This is a genomic window from Burkholderia sp. AU44665, assembly GCF_030504405.1.
In the GTDB taxonomy this organism is placed as follows: Bacteria; Pseudomonadota; Gammaproteobacteria; order Burkholderiales; family Burkholderiaceae; genus Burkholderia; species Burkholderia semiarida.
The window spans coordinates 350,896-372,759 of the sequence record NZ_JAUJRI010000006.1; the positions used below are offsets into that span (position 1 = coordinate 350,896).

Consider the following 21,864-nt stretch of genomic DNA (forward strand, 5'->3'; position numbering starts at 1 on the left):
TCTCCGGTTCTATTTAGACGCGCAGCTCTTCTGCGATTTGTCGCACCCATCGCATCTGATTCTCGATACGTGCAATGAGCGATTGAAGCTGATGAATGCAGGGTGGGGCGATAGATGCCTGTTTGCACCCAGTGGGTTCTGGACTAGGCATCGGCTCGCGAACGGGTTGAAGCGTGTCCGCAAGACGAGTTATCTCGCTTTCTAGAACGCCAAGCGCGATGTGTGCCTGTTCCGTAAGCGATCGAACTGTGTTGGGCATCGGCGGGGTATTGAGATGCGGATAGTTGAGCTGTTGCTCTGCGCATTGCGATGCCAAGCCACCCTGAATTGCAAGACCGCCCAAGTTATTCACGGACGCTCGTTGCTGGGCTTGCCAAAGCGACTCTTTGATGGTGCATTGCTGATACTGATCCATTTCCTTCTCCGGTTACTGGCCCGTCGTTGCGGGCTGTTGTGATTGCGCCAACTGCTGCGCGGCTTGATTCATGCTCTGCTGATGGGCTTGCTGCGCCCCTTGTGACTTCTCTTGCTCGATCTGCGGAACGGGTTGCAGAACCTCTTGGATGCCTGCGGCGTAGGCATTGGCCGGGTCTACCGGATCGGGCTGAACGCCGCCATCCGGAGGTGCAGCACGCAGCAATTCAGCGAGCGTCTTGCGCACAACCGGCTCCATCGCTTCGGCAGCCATTGCCGGCCACATCACCTTGAGGCGGTTCGTTTCTGCCTCAAACGCCTTGCGGATCGCCTCGTTGTCGTTCTCCATGCGCAGCGCGAGATGGTTCAGCGCGTCGATATCCACGCGCTTGGCTTGGAGCTGCTGCTCGACGCTCTTGTCGTGTAGCTGCTGCTGGAGTTCCTTGATGAATTGCGCCGCTGCCTGGAGTTGCTGATCGAGCTGCTGGATGCGCGGGTCGATCTCGCCAAGCACGGCCGGATTCGTTGCCTTGATCCAGTTCCGCATGCGCTCTTGCAGCTTGTCTGCGGTCGGGAAGTCAGCAGAGCCCATGTACAGGTCGCCGATGACGTTCGGCAACGTCGGGTTGTTCATCAGAAGCTGCGTCATCGCATCGAATGCCTGCTTGCGCCGCGTCTCGAAGTTCGGGCCGACCGATGCCATGACTTCGTACGTACCCACATTCGGGTTGAAGATCGCCGCTACCTTCGACTCCCCCTCATCCTGCTGTTGCTGGAGCGCCTGTTTGGCTTGCGGGTCGATTTGGATCTGCTGTTCTTCGCCCGACTCCGACATGATGCGGATCACCCGGCGCGTGTCGTAGTACTTCGGGATCAGGTCAATGAGCTGCTTGCCTGTGAACTTGATAGCTTTGGCAAGGTTGTCCTGGAAGTGGAACGTCACGCGCTCGCCCTGTTTCTGGCGCTGCTCAATCGAGATGCCGCTTACCTCATTGCCCTGTGCCGAGAATGTCGCCTCGTACTGGCCCGACGCCATCATCATCTCGTGCTCGGCGGCCTGCATGCCATCCATGAACACCGGCGCGGAACCGGGCGCGGGTTGGCGGGTAGGGGGCTGGATAGGGTTGCCCTGCTCATCGGCATTGTTGAACGGCAGATACGCATGGTTCTGCGTGTTCGCCGTCGCCCAGTAGTTCTCCAGTCCCTCGATTGCCTCAACCGGCGCGATGTACGGCGACTTGCTTTGCAGGGCGCCATATTCCAGCGCGGCCGACGCGTTGTAGTTGAATGCGCGCTGGGCGTCCTTCAGATATCGCACCATCCCCTTGCGATCGAGCCGGCCCTCGATGATCACTTCCTCACCAGGAACGCGGATGATCGGGATGTACTTGCCGAGCCATTCCGACTTCTCCGCAATCTCGTCGCCAACGATCAGGTACCAGTCAACCGAGAACTTTGGGATGCGCCGGCGTTGAACGTTCGAGCCGCTATCAAGCGCTTGCTTAAGCATGTCTCGCGCCTCGTCCGGCATGCTCGACTCACGCACAAGCATGACGCCGCCATCGTCACGCGGAATTGCATACAGCCAATCCTTCGACTCCGACCGCTCGTAGTATTCGGCCACGCGTACCGTGTCGCGCCGCGACCATTCCAGCGCGTCATCACCGCCATGGTTCTGGCGCTTGACGATGTTCGGATACTTTTTCTGCGCCTCATCTCGCGGCATTTCGTCGTAGATGAAGGCGAACCGAGCATCCGATCCATCCTGCTTCTTGATGTTAGGGTCCATGTAGACCGACAGAGGATCCGGAACCTGATCGATGTACAGCTCTTGGTCAAACGTGTTGTCGTCGGTATATCGGCTCACGATGCGCCAGTAGCCAATGCCGCCGCCCACCTGGAACTCGCTGGCCTTGTCGTACGCCGTCTGCGCGTCCGAGATGTACTCAATGCGCCGGATGATCTGTTCGAAGATCTGCGCCGATTCGTAAGTGGCCTCGTCGCCGGTAGGGCTGATCTGGATCTGCGGCTTGTTCTCTTTGCCTTGGTTGACGACGTGCAGCCAGTGGGTGTGTACCTTATTGATCGTGACCATCGGCTGGCCGGCCAACTGGCGCTGCGCCCGGACAGCGGCATTCCATTGCTCCTGATTGTCAGGATCGGCATAGAGGAACTGAATATCGTCCTTAAACCGTTGCCGAGCGTCGCCCTCCCATTGAACGCATGACTTAAACCGGTCATGTGCTCGTTTAATGATGTCTTTTCGCGATTCGGCCATTTTTTACATCCATTGGCCGCCGAAATTGCGGCCGGTGTTAAGCGGGGCGCGCGGCGCCATCGTTTGGAAATCCTTCTTCTCTTTCTTGGCGCGGATCATGCCGGGGAATAGCTCGGCCAACGCCCAAATAAGCGCATCAGCCCGGTTCGGAGACTTACCGCCTAGATAGCCAACAGTAGAAAAGGCCGTCAACTCGTCTTCGAGCTCGCGGAATGTCTCTACGCCGCCAACGTGCCGCACTTTGCCTTGCTCGTAGAGAGCAGAGAAGGGCTCCGCACGAACCGCCTTACCTCGGGAGGCGGTGACCATCTTGAATGGTGTCCGCGGCCTGGCCGTAAGCACAACGTGCTGGACCATTGCGCCGCCGTAGTTTGTTTCGCCCACGATCACATCTGCTGCGTGCCGGTCGAATGCGCTCGTAGCAATCGCGCCCCAAGTAGCGGGGCCAGCCTTCACCGTGCAGTCTTCGAGCACGTACGCATTGCCGTCAGTGCCAAGGCCAGCCACGATAATGCCGATCTCATCGTTATCCGCGTTATCCACGTCTCCAGAGCCAGAGGGGTCAACAGCCACAACAACACGCACAAGATCAGGCAGAGGATCACCCCCGTCGTGTCGCCACTTCTCGATCGTCTCGTCGCTGAAAAGCTGGTTAGGCGTGGCGTCGGCAAATTCTCCATCCAGAAAGCGCTTGCGAAGGCGAGCTGACAGCGATTTGAGCGTGTCCAAATACCCTTCGGAAAGGTTTTCTGCGTTGTCGTGCGGATTGATCTGGAAGAACGCGTAATCAGTCGGTTTCGCCAGCGGCTGTTTCGTCTCAGGGTCTACCTTCTTCACGAACACTAGATAGGACCAGTGCGCCTTGCTGGGCGGGTTGCAGTCGTAGTACAGGCGTGGGGTCATTAGCCGATCAGGCCTGCCCTCGATCTTCTGCATGCATTTCTGTGCTAGGCGTGTAATCACGATACCTACCGTAGCCCATGCGATCTGCGAACACTCATTCAGGTAGATCGTCACGAATTCCATGCCGAGGATCTTCTCGGTGCGCTCTTTGTCGTCCAGCCCACCAAACCAGATTTGGCTCTTGCCGCCGTCGATCTCTAACTCGGCAAACCAGTTAGTCTTATCCAGCTTGTATTTCACGTCCGGGAAGGCCAATTGCATGACCTTCGGGAACGTGTCGAAAATGATCGAGTTCTTCACCGCGTTGAAACGGAAGCGCAAGATGGCGTGCCGGCTGCCTGGAGCCTTCAGTGCCCGCATCACGACGTTACGCACCAACAGGAATGTCTTGCCGCTACGCGAGCCGCCAAAAAGCATGATGTGCGTCGCCAAGCCGGCTAGCACCTGTTGCGCTTCCTGTTGTTTGGCGTGGAGTTTCAAAGCGCCTCATCTTCCGGCGAAGCAACCACCCGCACGCCAACCTGAGCAGTCACATTCGCCTCAATGTTCGACAACTTCGGGTGCACAAACGGAGCCGCCTTCTGCGCCACATCCGCCGCCATCAGGCGCATCTCCATCGGCGTGACGATCTTCGCTCGTTCGCCTTCGCCCTGAACCTCACATTCGCCCGTTTCGGCCTTCTCCCAAAGCTTGCGCATCGTATTAAGCATCACATCCAGCGGGGTAAGGCCAGACGCAAGCGCAGCCTCGGCCACCTCACGTCGTTTGTTTGTCGCGGCATTCGGCGTACCCTTTGCCCGGCCGCCGCGTCGTTCGCCTGGTGCTGATCCTCTTGCCATGTTTGCTACTCGGTTACTATTTTTTGCTACTCGGGACGGTTACGAAGCTCGCGCGCCCGCGCAGCAATAGCCATCTCGCCAATATTCCCAGCGCTCACCCGGCAGCGAGCCACATACGACGCGATCACCTCGGCCGCGATACGGGCTCGGGCTTGGCGCGCCTCCTCTTCCACAAGCTCGTCAATGGATGCGCCCATGAAGTCGTTCAACTCGGACTTGCGGCGGATGCGGTATTCAATCCCGTTATTCTTCATCTTCGCCCCTAGCGCCTCCAAAATTCCAAATGAAATGGGGGCCATCGAGTCTCCATAAGACTCCATGTATCAAGGTTGAAGAAGTAAGCTCAATTGGCCGCGAGGTGCGGCACGTCAAGCGCGATTCGCAAATCTCTTGAAGCGTAATCGGCTCTCCCGTTTCCAGAACCACTTCCGCTCCGCTTACAAGTGCCTGGAGGGCGTACGTATCATCTCGAATGCCGTCTCCATACAGGACATTCATGCGTCTCTCCCTTCAACTGGCGTCATCGTAAAGAGGGGTAATTTCGACAGAGCTGATGAGGGGCGGAGAAGTAGGCTGAAACATCGCTGCAAGATATTTTGCGATCCCCTTCGTCATTGACGTAGCTGCAAATTCGATATCTGTATTGCTTGTGCCCACCAACGAAACTTCCATCTTCACTACGGCCTTATAGGCTTTTGGGGATCTCATGCAACTCTCACGCTAACCCATACGTAGTTAGCAAACTCAGCGATCAATTTCTCGCCTTTGTACAAACGCAAAGAAGAATCGGCGGACCAACTATCAGCTTCGAACTCCTGTTCGGCCGTTTTCTTCGCATCATGAACCGTCACGATTACTTTCATCATTCTCTCCGGTTATCCCCGATTTACCAGAACAATTGCGCTTATAGAGGGGCAGCCTGCTTTGTTGCGGTTTCCGCGGAACTATGTACACTTCTTATGCGCTGTACATGGAATGTGTACAGGTGTACATGGAGCGGGCTGCGAGAATCGAACTCGCCTAAGTGGCTTGGAAGGCCACAACCTAACCGATCAGCCAAGCCCGCAGAATTGAAGAGAGCGGCCGGTGCTGATCTCCGGCATGTGCTAACGAAGTGGCTACAGTAGATCCCGCACGCTCTGCTACTGGTCATGAGCGCATCAGCCTGCGCATTCGCTCTCACGGCTGGCAGCCAGAACAGCGTCGGAGTCGAACCGATGAAGGCAACATCGCTACTGGCACGCTGGAGCCCACTGTATTGCCATGCGTGAAAGCGCCTCGTTTCGTGAGGCGGCCGGCGCAAACCTCGCGCACCGATTCGGGAGAGCCGTTTGTACTTTCGCGGCTGCGATTTCCCCCTCCCACGTGAAGACGCTCTAGTGTCGGCCAACTGAAGCCACCGGGTACTCGTCCAGAAGCATCCAAAGCGCCTGCATATGGGTCCGGCAGGCAAGCAGAGAGGGACACCGCCCATTCCTCTGCCGCCATTCGGATTGGTAACCGCTCGGCAACGAATCCCCTGATTGCGCTTCGCTGCCGCTTACTACGTTCCCGAGCCGATACGAATTACAGCCCGAGATATTTCTGCGCGTCCGCCAGCACCGATTCCATCTCCGGCGACAGACCTCGCCCAACCTTCTTGATCTCATTGACTGCACGAAGCAGAAGCGTTGCGGCGGTGATTTCAGCCGTGAATGCTGCATTTGGGCCAGCGATAGCAGCGACGACCTCGCCAACATCCGCCATCGTCGTGATGACTTGCCCAACCACGTCAGGCGCTTCTTGCGTTTGTTCGTCGCTCATTTCTTCTTCATTCCCTTCAGGGTTTCAGCGAGCCGAGCACGTTGACCTTCCTTGCCGGGCTTCTTCGCAGCCGCCTCAAGCTTTTTCTCGGGGATCTTCTCGCCTTTCTTGACGCCCAGTTCTTTGCGAAGGGCGCCTTTATGCTTCGGATTGATCGCTCCTGCGATCCACTTCTTCTCGGCCATTACTTGCTGACGCCACGCTCTTTGGGAGCCTTGATCCCATTGACACGCACCGGTTCAGCCTTCGGCCCTTTCGGCGGCTCTGCCTTGTACTCGCCAGCCTTACCAGTGCGAGCCTTGTGCACACAACTGGCCGCCGCGCCGAGATTGCTACCGTCTTTGATCGCCATTCTGTACTCCAAATGAGTGAGCGCCGCCAGAATGGCGGTTTCTACGTCTATGCTAGGCCCATAGTGAAAGCGCGCAACTACTGTCTCCGGAATCCTTTCGTGAGATTGGCGTGCGAATATAGGTCGTACTTGAAATCGGTGCCGGTCGAAAGAGGGGAGATGCGCGGCCCGGCTACGGAATTGTCTGATTGCTCGTTGTATGCCCAGCGTGCGCAGCGCTTCCGGCCTGGGGGGAAATACGTCACCCATCCTAGCTGCTGTGCCGTGAAAAGCGCGAATTGAACCGACTCTTCATCGCCAGCAAACGTCATCATCAACTCGGGAAGTGTGTACGGGCGCCGTTCTTTCAGGAAATCGCGGAGCGCCTCGGGCGATGTTTCGAACTTATGCTTGCGGGGTGTCATGCCGCTTCCTCGAACATCTCTGGCACCACGAAATTCCGAGCTACTTGCCCGAACTTCTCATGGTAGGTAATGACCTGCGCCGCGCGTTCAGAAATCCATCCGCCGCGTGCTGCATGAGCGTCGCGAGCTGCCAGAGTCGGGTGTTGGATAACCGTGATGCCGGAATATTCCTTCTCGTCAACGTGATGGCGATGGCCCGTATGGCAGTAGCGCTTTGTCGTCGCGCCCCAAATTTTGGGATACTGCGCCGCGAATAGCATCGGGAGCGCCTCATTCTTCACCTTATGACCGTGGTGGAAGCAGAGCATGACATCGCCATGCTGGTGAACATAGAATGGCAGCTCAGAATCATTGACCGTAAGGCGAGGCTCGTTTTCGTATAGAGCGGCGAACATCTGGCGCACCCATACGGAACTGGCCTCATCGTGATTGCCTTCGACTACCACCAAATGAACCTCGGCATGCCGCACAAGCGCATAGTCAACAAGGTGCCGAAGTACTCGTATGGCGGCCGCTACGATCTTGCTGAACCGCCCATCCGTATCAAGGATGTTCTTGTGCGCAGGCGTGAGCGGCAATAGGCCATCCGAGTGCAGGAAGTCTCCCTGGATCGTCAAAACACACTTAGAAGCGCGCGGCGCAGCTTGGAGCATATGCAGGAAGCTTGAAACCATCAGAGCCTCTGCGATCTTCAGATCCCAATCGGCGCCCCCTTCTTTGTGCCATGCAAGCATCCCAAGATGGTAGTCCGTGAACACAACCAGGTTGCACAGTGCATCGTTGCGGAAACCATCATAGGGCGCGGGGAACCTCCGCGGCAGCGCTTCAGCCATGGCATCGGCGGCTTCCCGCATGATTTCCATTTGCCGCTCGCGGTCAATAAAAGACTTCACCCACTGCCCACGTAGCGCGCCATCTTTCCCGTAGTAGCTGCTGACCCCCTTGACGCCATAGCCGTCCGGAACAGCATGCGTCATATCGTGATCCGGGCTCCAGCCAGCTCGGACAGCACGCTTTTGAAGATTCTCAACCGCCTTGCTGACCGAGCCCCTAGAGATGCCGAGCGCCTCGGCCGCGGCACGTTGCGTGCCGCATCGTTCGATCGCCTCTAGGATTTCTCTTTGGCGATCAGTGGCGAATTCCTTCAGTTTGTCATCCATTGCGTCAGGAATTCAGAATCACCGAAAACTCCCCGCAAGAAGAATCCAGTGGTGTGATAGGGAAGGTACTGAAAATGTCGTGGTCGTCGGTGTCATAAACGACGACCGGAGGAAAGCGACGGCACAACGCGAATCCTTCGGGCAGCACATGGCAATGCCGACAGAACTTGCATGTGTTCGTCGGGTCTTCGACAGCAATCTTCTTTGTGCGCCTGGTAGCCATGTTTAGTACGCCTATCGGATTTATATAAGCGTATCAATTCTGTGGATATTGTCCAGAACCTGATGTTATAGTTTTTGCGACCCAGACATAGTGATGCGCCTGTCCTTTGTCCATCACTTCGATTTGCGCTGATGCCTCAAGCATCTTTAGAACGCGCCAAACTCCAACGCGAAGGATGCGCTTATCCTTGCGATGATGCTCTGCTACGTGATTGACGATGACTTGCTTCTTGAACTCGTGGCCCGGATGAGCCGACAGCAGATCGATGACTTCGGTTGCGTAGCGCATGCTTGACTCCTTGCATTGAGCTACCCCGATTCTCTTACTTTGACTTGTATTTTTCGAAATCGAATCCAAACATCGGATCGCCAGTCCACAATGATACGCAATAACTGCACTTCGCGCATCGCATAACTGGCGTGATAGGTTCGATGCCTTCCTTCATCGAACAAGAATCACAATGAGGATTTCGTTCGGCGAGCCACGCCGTATGCGAATCCATAGATACCTTAAGATTATTTCTGTCGAAACGGGCAACGATATAAATACGAAGGCAGTTAAGAAAAATCCATCCAGCGATGCATACGTAGATCAAAGTCATTCAATCACCTTCATAGTTTTGATGTCTTCCCTCGTCAGCGGGAGTAGATCATCCGTCTTCTGACGCGCCTCGATCTCGCCGTTTGCGCCATCAGCAAGCGCATCGAGAAATCGGACAGGCGCGTTGACGGCCCCCGCGAGCTGATACGCAGCAGCGCATAGCGCTTGGTAGCGCTCGCGTTCAGCACGTAGCAGGGCGAGCCGGCCGGACAGCTTGCGGATTGTGTTGGATAAGGCGCTCATTGAATCCTCTTAGTTACAGTCTCGAACTATCCGCGCTGCATATGCCTCAGCACGCTCCTGCGGACTTTTCTCGTTCTGATCGGGGTGGAAGAATTGAGTGAACGTTTTGGCTTCATTACCACGAAGAAAAGTTTCGACATACCAAGACCCGCCAGTCCACATTTGAACTAGGACTCGATGGATAACGTCAGACATCACATAGCAATTCCTAGCCACTTCGATCAACTTCGGCGCATATCTCATCATCATTCCCCCACAAACACAGCCTTGAACCCCTGACGATCAGCCCATGTCTGCGCGGCCGATTTCGTTTTGAACAGTTTCAGTTCGCCTTCTTCGGTGAAGCAGAACACATACGTACGCCGGCTGTTCCAGCGGCGGAACTCGATGGTTTTGCTCATTCGTCTTCTCCGTCTTCGGCCCCAAGCGCTCTCCCAACGAAATCTGTCTCGCGTAGCACTGGCGCATCCAATGCCTTGTGCATCTGATCCAGTATCCAAGTCGGGTTATCGCCCTCCGACCATTGCACGGGAGTGGGGTTTTCTGTGTAGGCCCATGGTACGCCAGTATCGTCGTAATAGACTTCGTGAATAGAGCGCCATTTTTCGCCGTTCGCTTCGTGCTCGATTACTCGATGATTCCAAATCATGCCCACTCCAATTTTTCAGGCGCGGCCGGATACATTTCGAGCGTCGCCAGATCAATGAATGTGAAATGCCCCGTGCGCGTCCATCCCGCAGTATCAATGTGATAGACGTTGCCAAGCACGGCAGGACGCTTGATGGGAGTATGGCCGACGATGACTGCCCTAACATCCGGAACACCCGAGCGATCCTCCGACTGAATGCGATCGCGATTCCAGAGGCAATCGTCAGTGATGGCCCGGAGCTTGTTCTTGCTTGTCACCTGGGCGAAGGCCTCGATCATGCCGCTCCACGTCGATCCTGCCACGTCCGCATGCACGATGCCGACGAGTCCGCCATCAGTCTCGACCTCGATTGCATAGGGCAGCATGACCATTGCATCGGCAAACGGGATCTGTTCTTGTGGCAGTTTGCAGACGAGCCACGATCCACCATTCATCAGGTAGTGATCGGCATCACGCGTTCCATGCGTGAAGCGAATCGCCATGTCCTCATGGTTGCCCTGCACCGGATGGAACCACGGCTTCTCCAGCCACTCAAGCACACGCTCCGATTCGGGACCGCGATCCACTAGATCGCCAACTGAGAACAGACGGTCGCGCGATTCGTCGAAGCCAAAATCAGTGAGGGCAGCTTCGAGTTTTCCGAAACATCCATGAATATCACCGACTGCGAGATCTCGACCAGTCTCGTTCTTTTCGTAGCGCTGTACGAACACGTTTTTCAAGCGGTTCTCCTACCAATCTGAGCTGCTGCTAGACGATCCCGTGTCAAAACTGCTTGATCCACTATCGCAACTGCTGCTTCCTGAATCCCATGAAGTGGAGGCACTGCTGTAATCGTGGCTATGACTCGACGAGCAATCGTGACTGCTCGATGTCGTCGATGCATCGTAGTTACTACTTGATGACGAGTCCGAAGCCGAATAAAGCGACTGAGAGTAGAGTGCCTGATGCAGAGGACTGAATGGACTCAGTGGATTTAGAGGATTCGTCAGATCAGTTGGATCATCCGCCCGCAGCGGCTGATATCCACTATTGATGGGGCGGGGGGATGTTGCGATTCGTGCGTTTGTCGCCAAGGAACCCGAAACGGAATTCTTGCTACCCCGTTTCATAAATCTCTTAAACAGTTTCATGCCACCTCCAATGTACCGTTCTCGATCAGCGCGACGAGCGTGCGCGCCACCATTTCGTCTTCGTACCGGCGTCGTTCGTCTTTCGTTAAGACGCCACCTTGGTCTAACTTTGAATGGCACGTTACGCAAAGTGCCATCAAGCGTGCGTCGCTTGCCTTGATCGAAAGCCCCTTTCCTTGATTGGAATGCGCCGCCTGCGTCTGCCCCTCACGACCGCAGTCAACGCAAGGAAGGGCGGCGACGGCGCGGCGCAACTTCTCGCTTCGGAACGTCTTTTGCTTTGGAAAGCCGATCACGCGCGCCGTCATCGCACCGCCCATTCACTCACCACCAAAAGAAACTGAAGCAGGCAAAATCCCCATCCGACTGCAACCGCTTTGTTTTCTGGAGTGGCCCGAGCGAAAAACATGCATGCTACTAATCCAACAAAAAATGGTGCATTCACTTCCATCCCCTTTGCTGACAGCACTTTTGCCATGGTCCGCGAATGATGCGATGAAACGCCTCTGCGGCTGCTTCGTTATGGTCGAGTTCTGCTCTGCTTTCGATGTCGCATTGCTCGCGCATCCATTGGGCAATGTCGTCGGCAGCATGACCAACCCGCCATATCACCCCATATTCAGATGCGACAAACTCATGGAAACGTTCGTCGGCGCATAAGCGTCCAGCAAGTACCGCAAGCGCACCGCCCTTGGCCGTGTTATTTCCCTTGGCCGTGTTATCGCGTTGCTCAAAGTTGGCTTCCAGCGGGGCAAGCGCCACTGGCATATCTATATTCGGAAACAATGCCCAGAACGTCGAGCGGAAACGTGGATCAATGTCGATCTGAACACGGATCGTTCCATCCGACATCTCCTTAATAGCGCGACGCGTGCCGCTGATTGCTTGCGGATCGCTCATGCCTTTGCTCCCACGAAGAATCGAATCACTCGTTGCTGAATCGGACGGCGGGGTTCCCACAACGCAAATCCACTTGTGCGCCGGCAGATGCCACCATATTTTGCTTCGGTTGAGCAAAACCATCCGGTTGCTTGGCATTTCCAGAATTCGCGCACCAAACCGTGACGATGTGCGCAGGTAGCGCAGTTACGTTCGTCGCTCATACCTTCCTCCCCACGCACTCAGCCAGCGCAAGTTCTTCCAGCTTCTCGGCCTGCTGCTTCAGTTGGGTCACGAGCGCTACCGCGTTCGGATTGTTCAAAAATCCCTTGGCCGACGCCTCGTTGATCTGATGCGTCAGGTTGCTGATGGTGACCACATAGTCGGCGGTGTTTGATTGCATATATCCCCCCGTGTTAAGGAGCAATATTCCAGATAATTTTTGCGCCGCCAATTAGCACAAGCAGCCCACCGCCATAAAACATTACCGTCCATACATCTGACCATCTACTTTTGGTCCAATGTAACGGGTTTGCCCGGCTCATCGCAATTATGCAAACCCAACCAATAACCCCCATCACAAGTCCAATCGCGATCATGCCTTTCTCCACTCTCTAAATCTCTCGAATCCGCGCCGCACGCAATACGATTTTGCAAACGACACGGCCGTAAAAATCCCCGTCAAGCTCATGTTGTCGATCAGGCTCACTCTCATCCCATAGCGGGGAAGCACAATGTAGTTCGTGACCATGCCGAGCACGCATCCCGCTATCGCGCTCGTGCCTGCCTCGATCATCGAGACTCGACGGGATTGCATTATTTGACCGTGATGTCCGGAACAATCACCGAAGGCTTGAACACAACCTTGTAGTGGTACGCGCTCACGTCAGCCGACTCGACCTGTTCGACGAAAAACGTCACGTTGTCCGACAAGCCGAGAAAGTGCTTCTTGTAGCTGTTCGGCCCGGTCTTACACGTCACCGAGAGCTCACGCGCTTTGTCGTTGTTGCCGAGCGAGCACAGCCCCTCGATCGACAGCATGTAGTCGCCAGTAATGCCGTTGTAGAACACGATGCGGCGGTTGACTTGGAAGTTGTCGGCAGCTTGTGAGAGGTTCCGTGATGCCACATCGGCATCATTGCATCCTGCAAGCACCGAGAGACATGCGGCCACAAAAATAGCTTTCTTCATGCTTCCTCCAGTTATTCGTCTTTGATCGACATCGATTGTTGATAGACACGCCCCGGTATGCCTACAGGCGCAGGCATTAGACCAGCCGCCACAGCGAATGGATTTACGAATCGCGGACGCTCGCCATTCGCGAGCGTATTCATGCGTCGCCGATTGCGCTTATCTCGACAAAGTTCTGAATTAGTCTTGGCTGCCGGAACCGGTGCGTTTTCTCCCGGACCGAATTCAAACACCGGAACATAGCTTCCGCCATGCTTACGCCTGCGCCAATCGATAACATGGTATGCCCCTTTCTTCCCGGCCCATTTTGGCTTGACATGTGCACATACGGCAGATCGCGTAAGCCTCGTGCGTTCAGCCAGCTCAGGTATCGTTCCAGGCGACTTCTTCAATTCAGCAAGTACAACATCAAGCGCGAACGGTTTTACTCCTCGATCAGAAAATGGCCGAGGCCCGAGCTTAAGGGCATGCGCGTGATTGACCACGGCTCCATAGCTCCGGCCGCCGAAGAGGTGAAGATTGGCCTTCAAGTTTTCCTTGCCAAGCCAAATCCGGATCAAATCGGCATCCTGTTGTTCGGTCCAGTCCATCACGCCACCCCCAATTCACACTCATGCGTTGCATACATATGCCCCTCGTTGGCTCGCTTCACGATGGCCTTAAGCGCCTTCTTAATCTCGCCGCGATTCGCAAGTGCGCATTGCTGGTCGTGCAGTTCGAGCGCAATCCGCATGTGTTGGATGCCGGCGCCATCGAATGCCCATTGCCCCGTGCGGTCGGCGCGATATTTCAGATCCATCAGCGATTCCATCGCGCTCTTGATCTCGGGTATGTATTCCGCGCCATAGCCCTGTTCTGCGAGGACAAGGGCAACGTTCATCGTGGCGGCCAAAACATACCAATCCTCTTCATTGCCGCGCTTGAGCATGTTCTCGAAGGAGATGTGGTAGCAGAGGGCGAGGTCGCGTTGCTGATCGTCTTTAAGCGGATTCGCATCGCGGCGATTCTCCGCGCGCGATACGCTGCGCGCGAGCCAACGAGTAGGGTCATACTTGCGACGAGGTTTTTTCGTTCCGGCCATGATTCATCCCCTATGAAACGTCAACGATGCGATGCTTCCATTCATGTGCTTTGGGGTCCCACTTCCATCCGATCACCCAAAGCGTCCAGCCCAACTTCCGTACTTCTCCGATATGTTCGGAGTCTGCGATCTTCTTCACGCGCGCCGGGACATTCGCCCAACTGGTTGGTTGCAGCCCGATCACCTCGCCGTCACGAATCGCGATCTGATCCAAAAATCCGAAAAGGTCAACCCGGATTCGAGCTCCAGGTATCCATCGCTCCACCGTCCAAACCAACCATCCATCCTTTTGCAGCATTTCCGCAGTCAGTGCGGACGGTGATCGCTTCAATCTGTTACTCCATTCGTACTGCTTAGTTCGTTGCATGGATTTCTTCGCGTTTTCGGTAACGCTTATGCGTCTACCGTGTCTTCTAGTTCGCCCACATATGGATGAGGGATTCCATGTGTCGCGCAGAATACTGCCAATCCGTTGCCATGATTCTCCGCGTAGCCGGCTCGATGGGCTTTGGCCAGCGATGAGAGGTAGTGAGTGAACTCGACCGGTGACTCACGAAGCGCGACCTTCACGTAATCCTTCATCGACTCCTTCCAGTCGTAGTACCACGCCAGATATTTGAGATCTTGGAGAAGTTCCGGAGATATTCTCATCAAAAATCCTCCAGATCGACTGCTGCGCCATCGACTGGATACTTCCGAGGTAGTTGGCCGCGATTCTCGACATACTGCATGGAGGGCCCATCAAACCAAAATCCAAATACACCCTCATAATCGCCATTTCGCTGCTTCTCAAGCGACAGGTAACAATCGGGTTCGGCCATCACGGCATCTGCTTCATCGCGCTTGAGCTTCAGCTTCTCGCTACCCACCGCTTCCTTCCGCTTATTACGCCAAACTATGAACAGGTTGTCCGCAAGGTCGGTGATAGAGCCACTTCCCTTGATGTCGAACTTTCCCGGACGATCGTATTCGCTGCCAGCTTTCTTCACGTGCGCTATCAGATGAATGTGAGCGCCAGTGTCCTGAGCGATGGCCGTCAGCGAGTTCACGAAATCCTTCTGGCCGTTGTAATCATCGTCCCCAGGAACACACTTCATGAGATTGTCAATCACGAAGTGCTGGATTCGATAATTCTCGACTGCGTATCGGACGACGGCCAACATCTTTCGAGGCTGCACACTCCCGGTATGGTCATAAAGCCACAGGCGGTCATCGGTCCAGCTATGCATGCTGCGGATGAATTCCTGAGACGGGCGCGAATCGCCGGCTGCCTGTTTGGTCATGCGCAACATCGTCTTCTCGGGCTTCATTTCCAGTGATGCGATGCAGACCCTCTGGTTCTGGAGGCAAAGGTCAAGCGCTACCTGGCTTGTCAGCATCGACTTCCCATGACCATTGATACCACCCCAGATCGTAAGTTCAGCAGGACGAAACGCAAATCGACCTTCGGTCTTGAGCCAGCCAAGCTGAACATCGGGCGTAGCGGCTCGGGTGTAGAGCGCCGCGATAACGCCTTCGGACCATTCGCTCGCCGGCCGGATCTTATGAACATCTTCCGGCTCCGACATGTAATCGGACAGGTTTATCTTGTCGCCGTCGATGATCTGCATCTCAGAAACCCATCCCCATAAATTCCTTCGTTTGCCAGTCGAACCAAGGCATCAGCTCGATCCCCAGCGATTTCGTCCGCGTCTTGTGGATCATCTCTTGTGTCTCGGCGGGGTACGCGAAATAGACTTGCGCCCCGATCTTGCGGTCTATGTCCCAAATCGAAAGAGACTTAGGACGCTCGTTGCGGATAGCTTTCAACTGGCTCGCAACCGCCTGACCGCGCTTTGCAAATGCGATCAGGTCAAGTCCTACAGCCCACCGCCAGTCATAGTCTCGATCGTCCTTCGCATACACCGTGAACCCATCGTCTTTCGCCACGATGCGCCCGATGAAGGACACCAGCACCCAAGACGCGGGCTGCTTGCCTTGCTCGCGTAGCGATGCGATTGCGGATGCGTTGGCGGCCATCACAGGTACTTCTCCCCACTTCCATACTTGCTAGCACCCCCGTGCGGAGGGCCAAGCTGACCAACGTAGCTCGCAAACTTCGTTGCGTTGAACAGTGTTTCCGGACGGAGGTATTTCGACCATTTCGAATCGTTCAGCCACTCGTCGACTTTTGCATCTATCACGTCTCGGCACTGCTGCTCGGTCGCCCCCTCCTTCAGTCTGGCAAGGATCAGCCTCAAATTCGATTCGACGGGCTGATAAGCGCGATCAGCTTGTTCGTTCAGATAGCCAAGAATTCGACGAGCAGTGTCGGGCATGCCCGACGTATTACCGTCTCCGTCTCCGTCTCCGTCTCCGTCTAAGTGAGCATCTTCCGGAATCTGCTTAGCATCTGCTAACGGCTGCTTATCGCCCGCTGCCGGATTCGGATATTTGCTTTCCTTTGCCCGGATCTGTTGCCTAAAATCAGCAAGCTCTAAGTACTGCTTAGCAGACACCTCATAGAGCGCTACAAGTCCTGCTTTCTGAATCTCTTCCAACCAAACGGCGATATCCGCATCTTTTACGGTGTCGAGTCGCAGCGGATAGCACGCCGCTCGAAGCAATTTCGGATTTGCCGAATACCGACCGAAGTCATCCACAACCGACATGAGGCGCCGGTAAAACACCTCGCCCTCTGGGCTAAGCAGATCGACGCGCTCGCTCGTCAGGATTCCCTCGCGAAGGATTCGTACTGGCACTCACTTTCCCCTGATCATCCGAATCATTGCCAGACAGAGCATGTGTGCTTGCTGGCGCTTGGCTTGCTTGCTGCGGAGGTGGCCGATGTTTCGGGCCATGTCCATCTGCTTCTGCTGTTCCGACGTTTTAGCGTTCAGAAGGTCGGGCATACAAACCTCCAGGCACCACCGAACGCAAAACTGATCACGAAAACCATGAATAGGTCGATGAAGCTGATCATGCTGCTGCCTCCAATGCGGCGACCTTCGCGCCGTCCTTTCCAGATCGGCTGTAGATGAACTCTTCAGCCGTCTTGTCCTTCTTCTGCTGGTTGCATGTGACGCACGAAGCGACAAGATTGCCTGGTTCATTCCCGCCGCCAAGCGCCTTTGGCATCATGTGCTCTACATGCCATTTGCCATGAAGATCTAGCTCGGCCGAGCAATAGTGGCAACGACCTCCCGACTTCTGGAAAATCTGCGCGCGGCGCGTACCGACACGTTTAGGCATTGGCTTGTCCGGAACACGACGGACGGATTCAATCTCAGCTATAGCCAGCGCAATCTCAGAATCGCGCTTAGCCGAAACGGTCCGAATCAGCTCGGCAACGCTGTCATACGACTTCGAAAGAAATCTGCGGGCCATCGAGAGAGCGACTGCCTTCGATTCTCCAAGGCCGATCACTGCCAAACTTTCTTGGTGCATGACGACATAATTGACCGCAAAGAGGCCACGCTCGATCGAGCAATAGGATCGGAGCCGATAGGCGCGGTGCCCCCATTGTTGGCCGATCAATTCAAGACCCGTGCTCAGATTGACCCGTTGGACGGCGTCGGAAACTTCCGCCAATACCGCAACGATTTCTGCGTTAATCGTCATGCCGCCCTCTGCGCAATGACTTCTTCCATGATCGTCAAATTGGCTTGACGAGCCATCCATTGCTGGACTCCCCAGTTGCCAACCGTTGCAGCCCATTCTTTCAGGCGCTCTGCGGGAAGATCTCGCCGTGTCGGCTTGTCATCTGCCTGCAGATAGTCCGAGACGTGGGATGCGTAGCAGCCGATGCATTCAGCCAAGGTTCGCTGCGTCATCCCTTTGGAGCGTCGGTTTGCCCACGACACGCGGACGATTTCCCGATAGCTCTTGCACTTCGATACAGCGTCAGCCGGCAAGAACGACGGACCATTCACAACACCGCCAAACAGCCCCAAGTCACTCATTTCTTTCACCTTTTTATAAAAATCAATCGCGTAACCGCTTGAATCACCGGTTGTGCATCGCGTCAAATGAAGGCGCCACATAGGACGCCTAATTTCATGAACTACCTAACCGACCCGCAAAACGCCAGCCGGCATGCTGTAAAAAAGAGCGATGCGAACATCGCTCAAACCATCACACTTCGGGGTGGAGTGTGTGGAGACCACCTGCATCAAGACGGCTACTTTTCGGCCGCCTCAGAAATTTCGTTGCCGGATGATTCAACCGGCCGGAAAGCATCCGGGAATGCCACCTTGAGGAACCTCAGCCACGGCTTCGGGATTCCGTGCTTGCGCCAACCGGACACGGACGGATCTTTGATGTCGCAGATATCTGCAACAGCTCCAGTCCCGCCGAGGCGATCAATGACAATGTTCGGATCAAGTTCCATGTGACTTTTCATCAAGGTACGCCTCCATTTTAGGGCGGCCTAATGAAAAGTGCAAGGGGAGCCTAAAGGTTTTTCGTTTAGCCTAGCCTAATGAATACATGGAACACGCGCCTCGCCAAAGCATTGGCTGAGAGCGACTACAACCCCAATTCTTTTGCCACCGCGATGGGGGTATCCGCCCCCACTGTCGCCGGGTGGATTGGTGCCGCCAGCATCACGCCGACCAAGCACATCAAATCTGAGTTGATGCTGAAGGCGTGCGATTTGCTCAACATTCGCCCACACTGGCTAATTCTCAACCAAGAGCCAATGCGGCCAGACCGTCCCACAAACATCAGCGATGAGATGCTGACTCTAATCATGGCTCTCGTTGACATAGATCATGATGGCGGCCAAGAGCGCGAGGATGTCATCGAGCTACTAGGAAGATTGCTGCGGAGCAGGATCGAATACCCGAAATTAGCTGTATCTGGCAAGCGTAAACCCTAGTTAATTGGCGGCTGGGACACGTCCATTATCTACTGGCAGCAAACAGTAAGATTCATACTAATGGCCGAAAGCGAGCGAGGCGAACCGTGGGAAAGACGAACAGCGGGCGGTCTGGCGCCATACCAATTGAGCGGGGTAGGAAGATAAAAGGTATGCGCGCTACATCGAAGGACATATATGAGGATCACCAGAAGGCGATGCTACGACGCTTGCTGCGATCCCTGGAAATGTTGACGGACATGGTTCGTGATGCAACCGTCAAGTAAATTGGCCCTGGGCCGCTAAGCCGCGCAAGCGGCTTTATTTTTGCCCTCAGCTTTAGGGCGACCTAAAAAAGTTCTTGACCTCGGTTTTAGGGTGCCCTAAGATTCAATCACACCGCAGCACAACGTCACGACAGACGAACAACCGAGGAGCCGGACATGAGCACGCAAGACCTGATCACCTGGATTGACAGCCACGGCACCGCAGAGCCGACGATCGACAACGGCGACGGCACGCTGAACGTTTCGTGCGTGTCGGTTGCGGCTGATCGTCGCGTATTCACCGAATACTCGACCATTCCGGCGACGCTCAAGGCCGCTCGCGACTGGCTCGGCTATTAAACCGCTCCCGCTACAGGAGAAAGACGCAGCACAAGATCGAAATCCCCGGAGGAAGTTTGAGCCGGGTGATCCAGTGGTTATGCCACTGCTGATGAGATCAAGCGCCAACGGGCGCGCCGTTCCGGTGACAGCGGGCGGGTTCTTTAACAACGTGGACGAATGTTAGTCAGGGCGCGTCACCCGGTGCTCGTTGAGCGGCGCTTGGGACGATCCCACTGATAAAGCGTGGGTGGCGCGCCCTGACGACATTCGATCCACAACGCAAGAGATAGAACATGCTCATAGCCCGAAAGGGCGGATAGGCACAGGGCTCAACCCGTTACCCCTGAGAAGAACCGAAGATCGACGGCTACTACCTCATCGCCTGGCGTCCAGAGGCGCTATAGAACGATTGCGGTAGTTGAAGACTTGCATCGGTAGCCGGAGCCTGCATAGCAGGGTGTAGCCGGCGCCGATGCGGGCACGCAGTTCTTCTGAGAAGGCCGCTGAACTCCCTGCACGGACGAGTAACCGCGAAACCGATCCACCTTAATTCCCAGTCCCTCGTGGCGGGTTGGTGCAGTAGGTTAGCCGAAATCCGCTGTATAGCAACAGCGCCTTCTCAGAAGCATTGCAAGCAGTTTGAGTGGATGGCGCTGTGCGGCGTTGAATGCAGAAACGCTACCCTGTCTGACGGGGTATTCCGACACCCGGAAGAGCCGCAGTAGCGACCGGCCACAGCGCCATCCACTGAAGCTGTTTCGGACAAACAACGGAGGAAATATGAAAGTTTTGCTCGTTTATCAGAATGTGCCGGAAAGCGTGGATTGGCTTGTCGTTCCCAATCCGAGCGCCGAAGACCTTGAAATTTTGAACGCTGCTCACGGCAGCTTCACGAATTCTTGTAATACCGACGATGCAACCGAGGCTGCGCTCGACAAGATAAGTTATTTTCTATGCGATCCGCATCAAAAGGATCTTTATGCGACAGATTATTTGCATAAAGCTGGCGCTGATTTCGGGAAATGGTATCGCTTCAAGATCGACGAAGCCGAACTGCCGAATACTGCAGGAATTGACAAAGTATTCACTTGCGGTTTTCTGATGTAATGGGTGGGAGCCTTGTGCTCCCATCAAGCAGCTTGAGCGGTAGGTAGCGTGGAGCTTAGACGGGTGAAGGCAGCACGAGTAAGCCGTCGATATGAGAAACGCTTGAAAACTGATGGACATGACAGGCCATCGGTCCTACCGATGAAGCTGTTTTAATGCAGCTTAACTGCCGGAAGGTGGGCTGATACGCAGCCGATGACCCCTTGGGTGCCGCATTCTCCCGAGAAGGTGACTCCGTATTAGTTAGGGAATGCCGGCTGGCCCTCGTTATCGGGCCGCCCCACAAAGGCACCCTACACAAGCAACCCTCAGACATTGATGGCCGGGCCTCGTCAACCATATAACACGCTTAGGGATGAAACTTCATAACCGCTGCCTGATGCAGAATCTGTCGGCTGCTTGACTGGGCTGCTTTATCAGTCACGAATTTAGGAATCCATATGTACATCACCCTTGCCGCACTGATTGCATCGCTCTGTCTGTTCGGCTGGGTGGTGTACCGGGAATTTAGGAAATTTGATCGAGTGCCGAGTTTGTGAACGGCGCACATTCAGGAAATAACACTTAGGGGATTGAGATGAGCCAGAACGAAGAGGTTGTGACGAGCTACAAAGGCTTCGACGCAGACATGAAGTGCCGTGGCTTCCAGTACGCGGCCGGCGAGGAATACGCCCACACGGGTGATGTCGAAGCCTGCGCGTCCGGATTCCACGCCTGCGAATACCCGCTCGACGTGCTTCGCTACTATCCGCCGAACACGTCGCGCTTCTTCGTTGTCGAGCAGAGCGGCACGCTCGCGCGCCATGGCGAAGATTCGAAGATCGCGAGCTCGAAGATCAAGATCGGTGTCGAGCTGACCCTCCCGGGTCTGATTAAGGCGGCGGTCGAGTACACATTCAGCCGCGCGAAGCCGATCGATCCGAATTCACCAGCATATTCGACTGCTGAGAATGGTCTGGCAACGGCCAGCGGCGACAGCGGCGCGGCAACGGCCAGCGGCGACAGCGGCGCGGCAACGGCCAGCGGCGACAGAGGCGCGGCAACGGCCAGCGGCGACAGCGGCGCGGCAACGGCCAGCGGCGACAGAGGCGCGGCAACGGCCAGCGGCGACAGCGGCGCGGCAACGGCCAGCGGCGACAGAGGCGCGGCAACGGCCAGCG

34 protein-coding genes, 1 tRNA gene and 1 pseudogene are annotated in these 21,864 nt (G+C 55.5%); 4 read left to right on the forward strand and 32 right to left on the reverse strand.

The features are described from left to right. Window positions 1-13 precede the first annotated feature (13 nt). The 32 genes from QZM15_RS16240 to QZM15_RS16395 form a co-directional block, all read right to left on the reverse strand. Complete coding sequence (locus QZM15_RS16240) at window positions 14-415, reverse strand: hypothetical protein (protein ID WP_302106744.1); 402 nt, start codon at window positions 413-415, stop codon at window positions 14-16. A gap of 12 nt (window positions 416-427) precedes the next feature. Beyond that, the gene (locus QZM15_RS16245; RefSeq protein WP_302106745.1) at window positions 428-2,692 is read right to left on the reverse strand and encodes a portal protein; all 2,265 of its coding nucleotides are present in this window, start codon (window positions 2,690-2,692) and stop codon (window positions 428-430) included. 3 nt (window positions 2,693-2,695) lie between these two features. Beyond that, complete coding sequence (locus QZM15_RS16250; protein ID WP_302106746.1) at window positions 2,696-4,075, reverse strand: phage terminase large subunit; 1,380 nt, start codon at window positions 4,073-4,075, stop codon at window positions 2,696-2,698. Beyond that, window positions 4,072-4,434, reverse strand: coding sequence for a hypothetical protein (locus tag QZM15_RS16255; protein WP_302106747.1), 363 nt, complete (start codon window positions 4,432-4,434; stop codon window positions 4,072-4,074). Before QZM15_RS16255 ends, QZM15_RS16250 begins: the two co-directional genes overlap by 4 nt. Before the next feature lie 26 nt (window positions 4,435-4,460). Further along, on the reverse strand, window positions 4,461-4,733 hold the full coding sequence (locus QZM15_RS16260) for a hypothetical protein (protein WP_302106748.1): 273 nt from the start codon (window positions 4,731-4,733) through the stop codon (window positions 4,461-4,463). A gap of 405 nt (window positions 4,734-5,138) precedes the next feature. Next, window positions 5,139-5,297: a hypothetical protein gene (locus tag QZM15_RS16265; protein WP_302106749.1), complete on the reverse strand. Its 159-nt coding sequence runs from the start codon at window positions 5,295-5,297 to the stop codon at window positions 5,139-5,141. Between the two features lie 129 nt (window positions 5,298-5,426). Further along, window positions 5,427-5,500 (reverse strand) — tRNA-Gly (locus QZM15_RS16270). A 500-nt stretch (window positions 5,501-6,000) separates the two neighbouring features. After that, entirely contained in the window at window positions 6,001-6,237 is a 237-nt protein-coding gene (locus QZM15_RS16275; RefSeq protein ID WP_302106750.1) for a hypothetical protein, read from the reverse strand. Next, the gene (locus QZM15_RS16280) at window positions 6,234-6,422 is read right to left on the reverse strand and encodes a hypothetical protein (protein ID WP_060176647.1); all 189 of its coding nucleotides are present in this window, start codon (window positions 6,420-6,422) and stop codon (window positions 6,234-6,236) included. The genes QZM15_RS16275 and QZM15_RS16280 overlap by 4 nt, the downstream gene beginning before the upstream one ends. Next, a complete protein-coding gene (locus QZM15_RS16285; protein ID WP_302106751.1) occupies window positions 6,422-6,589 on the reverse strand; it encodes a hypothetical protein in 168 nt (55 codons plus the stop codon). The genes QZM15_RS16280 and QZM15_RS16285 overlap by 1 nt, the downstream gene beginning before the upstream one ends. Window positions 6,590-6,666: 77 nt before the next feature. Next, a complete protein-coding gene (locus tag QZM15_RS16290; RefSeq protein ID WP_302106752.1) occupies window positions 6,667-6,993 on the reverse strand; it encodes a hypothetical protein in 327 nt (108 codons plus the stop codon). Further along, window positions 6,990-8,153 carry a winged helix-turn-helix domain-containing protein gene (locus tag QZM15_RS16295; RefSeq protein WP_302106753.1) on the reverse strand — a complete coding sequence of 388 codons (1,164 nt, stop codon included), beginning with the start codon at window positions 8,151-8,153 and terminating at the stop codon, window positions 6,990-6,992. Before QZM15_RS16295 ends, QZM15_RS16290 begins: the two co-directional genes overlap by 4 nt. Window positions 8,154-8,409: 256 nt before the next feature. After that, window positions 8,410-8,664, reverse strand: a complete 255-nt coding sequence (locus QZM15_RS16300) for a hypothetical protein (RefSeq protein ID WP_302106754.1) — start codon at window positions 8,662-8,664, stop codon at window positions 8,410-8,412. 309 nt (window positions 8,665-8,973) lie between these two features. Further along, window positions 8,974-9,219 carry a hypothetical protein gene (locus tag QZM15_RS16305; RefSeq protein ID WP_302106755.1) on the reverse strand — a complete coding sequence of 82 codons (246 nt, stop codon included), beginning with the start codon at window positions 9,217-9,219 and terminating at the stop codon, window positions 8,974-8,976. Window positions 9,220-9,464: 245 nt separating this feature from the next. Continuing rightward, window positions 9,465-9,620 (reverse strand): hypothetical protein, encoded by a 156-nt coding sequence (locus QZM15_RS16310; protein ID WP_302106756.1) that lies wholly within the window; start codon window positions 9,618-9,620, stop codon window positions 9,465-9,467. Beyond that, entirely contained in the window at window positions 9,617-9,868 is a 252-nt protein-coding gene (locus QZM15_RS16315) for a hypothetical protein (RefSeq protein WP_302106757.1), read from the reverse strand. The genes QZM15_RS16310 and QZM15_RS16315 overlap by 4 nt, the downstream gene beginning before the upstream one ends. Next, window positions 9,865-10,590, reverse strand: a complete 726-nt coding sequence (locus QZM15_RS16320) for a metallophosphoesterase (RefSeq protein WP_302106758.1) — start codon at window positions 10,588-10,590, stop codon at window positions 9,865-9,867. The genes QZM15_RS16315 and QZM15_RS16320 overlap by 4 nt, the downstream gene beginning before the upstream one ends. Before the next feature lie 407 nt (window positions 10,591-10,997). Continuing rightward, on the reverse strand, window positions 10,998-11,321 hold the full coding sequence (locus QZM15_RS16325; RefSeq protein ID WP_302106759.1) for a hypothetical protein: 324 nt from the start codon (window positions 11,319-11,321) through the stop codon (window positions 10,998-11,000). Between the two features lie 121 nt (window positions 11,322-11,442). Further along, window positions 11,443-11,901 (reverse strand): hypothetical protein, encoded by a 459-nt coding sequence (locus QZM15_RS16330; protein ID WP_302106760.1) that lies wholly within the window; start codon window positions 11,899-11,901, stop codon window positions 11,443-11,445. A gap of 199 nt (window positions 11,902-12,100) precedes the next feature. Next, on the reverse strand, window positions 12,101-12,283 hold the full coding sequence (locus QZM15_RS16335) for a hypothetical protein (protein ID WP_302106761.1): 183 nt from the start codon (window positions 12,281-12,283) through the stop codon (window positions 12,101-12,103). Between the two features lie 413 nt (window positions 12,284-12,696). Beyond that, window positions 12,697-13,071 (reverse strand): hypothetical protein, encoded by a 375-nt coding sequence (locus QZM15_RS16340; RefSeq protein WP_302106762.1) that lies wholly within the window; start codon window positions 13,069-13,071, stop codon window positions 12,697-12,699. 11 nt (window positions 13,072-13,082) lie between these two features. Beyond that, complete coding sequence (locus tag QZM15_RS16345; protein WP_302106763.1) at window positions 13,083-13,661, reverse strand: hypothetical protein; 579 nt, start codon at window positions 13,659-13,661, stop codon at window positions 13,083-13,085. After that, window positions 13,661-14,152 carry a hypothetical protein gene (locus QZM15_RS16350; protein WP_302106764.1) on the reverse strand — a complete coding sequence of 164 codons (492 nt, stop codon included), beginning with the start codon at window positions 14,150-14,152 and terminating at the stop codon, window positions 13,661-13,663. The genes QZM15_RS16345 and QZM15_RS16350 overlap by 1 nt, the downstream gene beginning before the upstream one ends. A gap of 10 nt (window positions 14,153-14,162) precedes the next feature. Next, window positions 14,163-14,519: a hypothetical protein gene (locus QZM15_RS16355; RefSeq protein WP_302106765.1), complete on the reverse strand. Its 357-nt coding sequence runs from the start codon at window positions 14,517-14,519 to the stop codon at window positions 14,163-14,165. A 26-nt stretch (window positions 14,520-14,545) separates the two neighbouring features. Continuing rightward, on the reverse strand, window positions 14,546-14,803 hold the full coding sequence (locus tag QZM15_RS16360) for a hypothetical protein (RefSeq protein ID WP_302106766.1): 258 nt from the start codon (window positions 14,801-14,803) through the stop codon (window positions 14,546-14,548). Then, window positions 14,803-15,762, reverse strand: coding sequence for an AAA family ATPase (locus QZM15_RS16365; RefSeq protein WP_302106767.1), 960 nt, complete (start codon window positions 15,760-15,762; stop codon window positions 14,803-14,805). Before QZM15_RS16365 ends, QZM15_RS16360 begins: the two co-directional genes overlap by 1 nt. A 1-nt stretch (window position 15,763) precedes the next feature. Further along, complete coding sequence (locus QZM15_RS16370) at window positions 15,764-16,171, reverse strand: hypothetical protein (protein WP_302106768.1); 408 nt, start codon at window positions 16,169-16,171, stop codon at window positions 15,764-15,766. Next, window positions 16,171-16,893, reverse strand: a complete 723-nt coding sequence (locus tag QZM15_RS16375; RefSeq protein ID WP_302106769.1) for a conserved phage C-terminal domain-containing protein — start codon at window positions 16,891-16,893, stop codon at window positions 16,171-16,173. The genes QZM15_RS16370 and QZM15_RS16375 overlap by 1 nt, the downstream gene beginning before the upstream one ends. Beyond that, a complete protein-coding gene (locus QZM15_RS16380) occupies window positions 16,894-17,043 on the reverse strand; it encodes a hypothetical protein (RefSeq protein ID WP_302106770.1) in 150 nt (49 codons plus the stop codon). A gap of 67 nt (window positions 17,044-17,110) precedes the next feature. After that, entirely contained in the window at window positions 17,111-17,752 is a 642-nt protein-coding gene (locus QZM15_RS16385; protein WP_302106771.1) for an HNH endonuclease, read from the reverse strand. Further along, window positions 17,749-18,174: a helix-turn-helix transcriptional regulator gene (locus QZM15_RS16390; protein WP_302106772.1), complete on the reverse strand. Its 426-nt coding sequence runs from the start codon at window positions 18,172-18,174 to the stop codon at window positions 17,749-17,751. Before QZM15_RS16390 ends, QZM15_RS16385 begins: the two co-directional genes overlap by 4 nt. A 137-nt stretch (window positions 18,175-18,311) precedes the next feature. Continuing rightward, window positions 18,312-18,521, reverse strand: a complete 210-nt coding sequence (locus QZM15_RS16395) for a hypothetical protein (RefSeq protein WP_302106773.1) — start codon at window positions 18,519-18,521, stop codon at window positions 18,312-18,314. A gap of 90 nt (window positions 18,522-18,611) precedes the next feature. Here QZM15_RS16395 and QZM15_RS16400 point away from each other — a divergent pair, with 90 nt between their 5' ends. From QZM15_RS16400 to QZM15_RS16415, 4 genes and pseudogenes are all read left to right on the forward strand, one after another. Then, the gene (locus QZM15_RS16400) at window positions 18,612-19,010 is read left to right on the forward strand and encodes a hypothetical protein (protein ID WP_302106774.1); all 399 of its coding nucleotides are present in this window, start codon (window positions 18,612-18,614) and stop codon (window positions 19,008-19,010) included. A 422-nt stretch (window positions 19,011-19,432) separates the two neighbouring features. Next, entirely contained in the window at window positions 19,433-19,615 is a 183-nt protein-coding gene (locus QZM15_RS16405; RefSeq protein WP_302106775.1) for a hypothetical protein, read from the forward strand. 762 nt (window positions 19,616-20,377) lie between these two features. Further along, complete coding sequence (locus QZM15_RS16410; RefSeq protein ID WP_302106776.1) at window positions 20,378-20,704, forward strand: hypothetical protein; 327 nt, start codon at window positions 20,378-20,380, stop codon at window positions 20,702-20,704. A 577-nt stretch (window positions 20,705-21,281) separates the two neighbouring features. Then, window positions 21,282-21,864 (forward strand): annotated as a pseudogene (locus QZM15_RS16415) (hypothetical protein); the annotation flags it as partial.